The following is a 5223-nucleotide window of genomic DNA, read 5'->3' on the forward strand; positions in this document are numbered from 1 at the left end:
CGTCCTCGCCGGTGTCCTCGTGGGCTCGGCCCGCCCCGGGGTTTCCGGGGGCGGGCCGTCCGCATTGTCGGAGCTAATGATTTGGGACGCGGTCGGGGAGATCGACAGAAACGATCCTGCTTGGAATTCGGCGGTGGTCATGTGTGCGAGTCCTCACCGTTGCGGGTGAATGGCAAATCTGTTCCGTACCCCGTTTGCCACACCGTCGTTCATCCCTGTGCAGCCCGCCGAACGGGTTGCGATGCCAAAACAGGAGGAATGATGAAGGTCAAGAAGATCGCCGCCGTCGCCGCTGCCACCGGTGGGCTGGTCCTCGCCGCCGCCGGTGTCGCGTCCGCCCACGGCGGTGCGGCGGCCGAGGGTGCTGCGGTCGCCTCGCCGGGTGTGGTCTCCGGCAACCTGGTGCAGGTCCCGGTTCACGTCCCGGTCAACGTCTGCGGCAACACCGTCAGCGTGATCGGCGTTCTGAACCCGACGTTCGGCAACCACTGCGCCAACTTCTAAGGCTCAGAAGCTCGGCCCCCGGCGGTGGGACTCCCCGCCGCCGGGGGTTCTTGCGTTTCTGAGGCGGGCCAGGGTGGCGGCGGGTCGGGGTGCCCGGATACGGCGAACGGACGCGTCCACTCGATCGGGTGAAGCTGATGCGTTCGGCCCAACCTCGCCGTGACTGTCTCGTTTACTCCTGTGCAGTCGAAGACCTTGCGGGATATCTGGATATTCGGAAAGTCCGACTTTCGGACGTTCGGAAGGTCGTCACGTCGTTTCGATACGTCATACGGATACGTCATACGTCAGGGGAATACATGAGGAATGTAGCCAAGAAGGGGATCCTCACGGCCGTGGCCACGGGCAGTGTCCTGGCCTCGACCGCCGGCTACGCCTACGCGGGCGCCGAGGCGCAGGGGGGTGCCGCGGGTTCGCCGGGCGTGGCCTCGGGCAACTCGGTGCAGGTGCCGGTCGAGGTGCCGATCAACGCCTGCGGCAACACCGTCGACGTGGTCGGCGCGCTCAACCCGTCCTACGGCAACCACTGCGCCAACGTGAGCGGCCACCAGGGCGGCGGGGGCGGTCAGGGCGGCGGCAAGAGCGACAACGGCGGTGCCACCCGCGACTCCTCCGCCTCGGGCGCCTCGGCGTCCGGCACCGCGGCCGACTCGCCCGGCGTGGCCTCCGGCAACAGCGTCCAGGCCCCGGTGCACATCCCGGTCAACGCCTGCGGCAACTCGGTGAACGTCGTCGGCGTCGGCAACCCGGCCTTCGGCAACGCCTGCGGCAACGTCGCGCCGCCGGCTCCCCGGCCGACCGACGACTGCCCCGAGAGCCACGCTCCCACCCCGCCGTCCGGCGCCCCGTCCACCACCCCGCCGCAGGGCGGCGGTGAGACTTCGCCGGGCAGCGGCCGCACCGGCGGCTCGTCCACCGGCAGCACCCCCGGCGCCCCGGCCGCCTCCACCCCGGCCGTCGGGTCGGCCGCGGGCGGCAACAGCGGTGGCGGCAGCGGCGGACCGGGCAGCGGTGCAGTCCCGGCCGCGGCCCACACGAGCGGCGTGGCCACCACGGCCGCCGCCGCCACCGGCAGCCAGCTGGCGTCGACCGGCGCGGGCGACGTCGAGCTGCTCGGCGCGGCCGGCCTCGCGCTGCTGCTCGGCGGTGGCGTGCTCTACCGCCGGGCCCGCGCCGGCGCCCGCTGAGGCGCTCCGGGCACGGAACGACGCGCGCCCGCGGCCTCCGGGAGGACCGGACGGCCGCGGGCGCGTGGACGCCGGGCGCGAACCGTGCCGTGAATCGAGTCCTGAGCCGTGCTGCGAGCGGTGTGCGCTGAGTGGTGTGCCCTAAGCGGTGTGCGCCGAGCGGTGCGGTGCGCCGTGTGGTCGGCCGCCCCGTACCGGCCGTCCGGTGCGGGGCGGCCCCGCCCGTCACCAGTTGCGGACCTGCCGGATGATCCGCCGCCGCAGCCGGACCGTCCGGCTCCCGTCCGGGAAGAGCCGTAGCCGGTCGAGCTCCCAGTGTCCGTACTCGGCGTGCTCGGTGAGCAGTTGGCGTGCCGCGTTCCGCGAGGTGCCGCGCGGCATGCGCAGGGACTGGTACTCGTACTCCGGCTGCCGGACCGTCTTCGGTGGGGTCAAAACGCTCCTCCTGAGGTTCGCCTGCCTGCAAGCCTACGGCCTGGCTCCGACAGCGGGCCCGGGTATTTCCGGTCGACCTCCCGCCGGCCGGCCCGGTCCCGGAGGCCGCCGGCGGGCCGCCCGGGGGGCGCTGGACGGCCGCCCGGCCACCCCCTCCGCTGACTGTGCATCAGTTCCGTTGCTCCTGTGGACGGGATACCCCGATCCCGGCGCGCGAAGCCGTCCGTGAACGGCCGAGGTGAGCCGTCCGCACTCCTCGTGCGCCGGGTTCGCGCGGGGACGAAAGCGTGCAGATCGGACATCAGGGGGGAAGTTGCGGTGAAATCGCGGGTGTAGGTGACAACCGCTGTGCGTACCGACACCGCGGGGAGATAGCGTCTGCACCATGTCTGATGCCGCGCAGCCCACCATTGCCGAGGTACGCGCCGCCGCCGAGGCGGTCAAGGCCGCCATCGACCGTCATCTGGAAGCGGTGTCAAGCCCCAGCGCAGCGGATGATCCCGCTGTGTCCGCCGCCTACGAGCAGCTCGCGACGGCGGCCATCGCCTACGACCAACTCCTGTACGAGGTCTACGACGAGGTCACCCCCTTCGAGGTCCCCGGGGACGAGGGCCCCGGGGGCTACCACGGCCCCGAACAGCCCGAGGCGATCAGCGTGCTGATCCGCCGCGACTACCACGTCGTCGACCCCAAGCGGCTGCGCGCCCAGGCCGAGCGGCTCGACGAGTCGCTCACCCCGGGCGGGGGCGGCGAGGGCGGCGTGAACGCCGCGATCGGTGTGCTGTTCGGCGAGTACGAGCCGGACGAGATCGCGGCCCGCAGCGAGGAGTTCGGCCTGGAGGAGGCCGACTCGACGCTCTGGGTCGCGGCGGCCGAGCCGACCGAGCCGGGGGAGTGGCTGCCGGAGCCCTTCGACCACGCCGACCCGCAGCTGCTCATCTGCCGGTTCGACGTGAGCGAGGTCTACGACGACGAGGACCTCGACGACTGACGCGGCCAGGACGTGCGAGCGGGCGGCCCCCACGGCGTGGGAGCCGCCCGCTCTCTTTCGTTCCCGTCCCCGTTCTCCGGGCCGGGCCTCAGTACTCCGCGGCGGCGTTCTCCGCGAGGATCGCCCGCAGCCGGGTGGTGCGCGGTTGCGCCGGGCGCTCGGCGACGGCCTGGGCGAGCGCCGGGCCCGCCGCGTGCACCACGGACAGGTGGCGCTCGCCGCGCCCGAAGGCGGTGTAGACCCACTGCCGGGTCAGCGCCGGGCCGGCGTCCTCCGGCAGCACGACCACCGCGCCGGGCCAGCGCCGGCCGAGCGCCTGGTGGACGGTGAGCGCCCAGCCGTGCCGCAGCCGTGCCGCGTCCGCGGGCGGAACCGTCCGGCGGGTGCCGTCCGCGTACTCCAGGTGCAGCCCGGCGGCGTCGCCGTCGAGCACCCGGGCCGGGCGGGTGATGCCCGGAGCGGGCGACTCGACCACCCGGTCGCCCGGGTCGAAGCCGCCGAACCGGCCGGGGCCGGGGTTGAGCCGGGCCTTGGCGGCGGCGTTGAGCGCCCGCGTGCCGCCCGGGCCGCCGTGGCCGGGGGTGAGCAGGACGACCTCCTCGGCCGGGATGCCGAGGGCGCGCGGGATCGAGTCGGTGAGCAGCTGGACGGCGCGGTGGACCGCCTCGGCGCCGTCCCTGGCGGTCAGGATGACCACCTCCTTGTCCGGCGCCTCGACCGGCTGCAGCTCGCCGATGCCGATGCCCGAGACCAGCTCGCCGATCGGGCCGAAGTCCGGGGTGCGGGAGGCGACCGCCGGACAGACCTTGGCGGCCAGCAGGTCGGCGAAGAACCGCCCGGGGCCGGCCGACCAGAGCTGGCCGGGGTCGCCGCTGAGCACCAGCCGGGTGCCGTCGGCGAGCGACTCCAGGACGGTGGCGGCGAGTTCGACGTCCAGCAGCGGGGCGTCGAGGACGACCAGGAGGTCCAGGGCGAGCTTGCCGTCGGACGAGTGGCCGGGGCCGCCGGTGCCGGAGAGCAGCTCGGCGAGCGTGACGACCCGGGCGTCGGGCCCGGCGAGGGCGGCGAAGGCGGCCCGGCCCTGGTCGGTCCAGGTGGCGGCCCAGGCGCGCAGCCCAAGGCCGGCGGCGGCGGTGAGCAGCGCGGCCGGTTCGGCGCGGGCGGCGTCGCCGCCGGTGTGCAGGACGAGGGCGCTGTCGGCGACGGCCCGGACGAGCGCCGTCGCGGACGAGGACGGCGCGGCCTCGGCGGCGGCGGCCCACGCCGTCGGGCCGGGGGCGTGGGCGGGGGCCTCGGCCGGCGCGGCGGCCTCGGCTGGCTCAGCGGGCGCGGCGGAGTCCTGAGCGCCCTCGTCATGGGGCGCGTCGGTCTCGGAAGCGGCAGCCTCGTCCTCCGAGCCGCCCTCCTCCTCCGCCGCCTCGGCGACGTCCTCGGCCGCCTCGGCGACGTCCTCGGCCGCCTCGGCGACGTCCTCGGCCTCCTCGGTGACGTCCTCGGCATCGTCGGGGTCCTCGCCCGGCACGAACGTGGCCATCAGCTGGAGCAGCTCCTCCGCGAGGCTGTCCTCCGCCATCGCCAGCCGCTCCAGCGCGAGCAGCGTCCGGGTCGGCGGCTCGTCGTCCTCGTCGCCCGATCCGTGCGCCTCGGGCCCGGTCACCTCCTCCTGGAAGGGCAGCACCCGCCCGTCCTCGACGGCGGCCTGGATCGCGGCGGCCGGCTCCGGCATGCGGAGTCGTTCGAGCCCGGCCGCGACCTCGGCGAGCTCCAGGGCGGAGTGCCCGCGCAGCACGGCCTGTTCCAGCAGCCACAGCACGAGGGCCTGGGCGCGCCGGGCGTCGCCCGCTTCGGCGTCGGGGCCGAGCAGCGCGCGGGCGAAGCGGTCCGCGTGCTCCGGGCGGACGCCGGGCAGGCCGAGCACGGCCCACGGGTCCGCCCGCAGCCGCTCGGCGGCGTCGTCGCCGAACTCGGCGACGGCGGCGGCCGCGAGCTCGGCGGGGGCGCCGCCCGCGGTGAGGACCTCGGCGGTGGCGCGCACGGCGTCGAGTACCCGATGCAGATGACGGTCGCGGTCACCGACGGCGTACGGCTGTGGTCCTTCCGCTACTC

At 74.9% G+C, this 5223-nt stretch carries 5 protein-coding genes; 3 read left to right on the forward strand and 2 right to left on the reverse strand.

Features of this window, described 5'->3' with window-relative positions; translation table 11 throughout:
- Positions 1 to 261: 261 nt before the first annotated feature.
- On the forward strand, positions 262 to 504 hold the full coding sequence (locus ACFXDE_RS39605) for a chaplin (RefSeq protein ID WP_380445485.1): 243 nt from the start codon (positions 262 to 264) through the stop codon (positions 502 to 504).
- A gap of 335 nt (positions 505 to 839) precedes the next feature.
- On the forward strand, positions 840 to 1691 hold the full coding sequence (locus ACFXDE_RS39610) for a chaplin family protein (RefSeq protein ID WP_380499154.1): 852 nt from the start codon (positions 840 to 842) through the stop codon (positions 1689 to 1691).
- Between the two features lie 225 nt (positions 1692 to 1916).
- Here the strand turns inward: ACFXDE_RS39610 and ACFXDE_RS39615 are convergent, their stop codons facing one another.
- Positions 1917 to 2126 (reverse strand): DUF5703 family protein, encoded by a 210-nt coding sequence (locus tag ACFXDE_RS39615; protein ID WP_359972350.1) that lies wholly within the window; start codon positions 2124 to 2126, stop codon positions 1917 to 1919.
- 385 nt (positions 2127 to 2511) lie between these two features.
- Here ACFXDE_RS39615 and ACFXDE_RS39620 point away from each other — a divergent pair, with 385 nt between their 5' ends.
- A complete protein-coding gene (locus ACFXDE_RS39620; protein ID WP_359972352.1) occupies positions 2512 to 3117 on the forward strand; it encodes a hypothetical protein in 606 nt (201 codons plus the stop codon).
- Positions 3118 to 3205: 88 nt separating this feature from the next.
- Here ACFXDE_RS39620 and ACFXDE_RS39625 read toward each other — a convergent pair.
- Positions 3206 to 5223 (reverse strand): helix-hairpin-helix domain-containing protein (locus ACFXDE_RS39625; protein ID WP_380499156.1); only part of this gene is annotated, 2018 nt, incomplete at its 5' end.

Source organism: Kitasatospora sp. NPDC059408 (assembly GCF_042751525.1).
Lineage (GTDB): Bacteria > Actinomycetota > Actinomycetes > Streptomycetales > Streptomycetaceae > Kitasatospora.

Bases quoted from the DNA above. Each gene is read 5' to 3' on its own strand.
- ACFXDE_RS39605 (WP_380445485.1), top strand. From the start codon at position 262: ATGAAGGTCAAGAAGATCGCCGCCGTCGCCGCTGCCACCGGTGGGCTG.
- ACFXDE_RS39620 (WP_359972352.1), top strand. From the start codon at position 2,512: ATGTCTGATGCCGCGCAGCCCACCATTGCCGAGGTACGCGCCGCCGCC.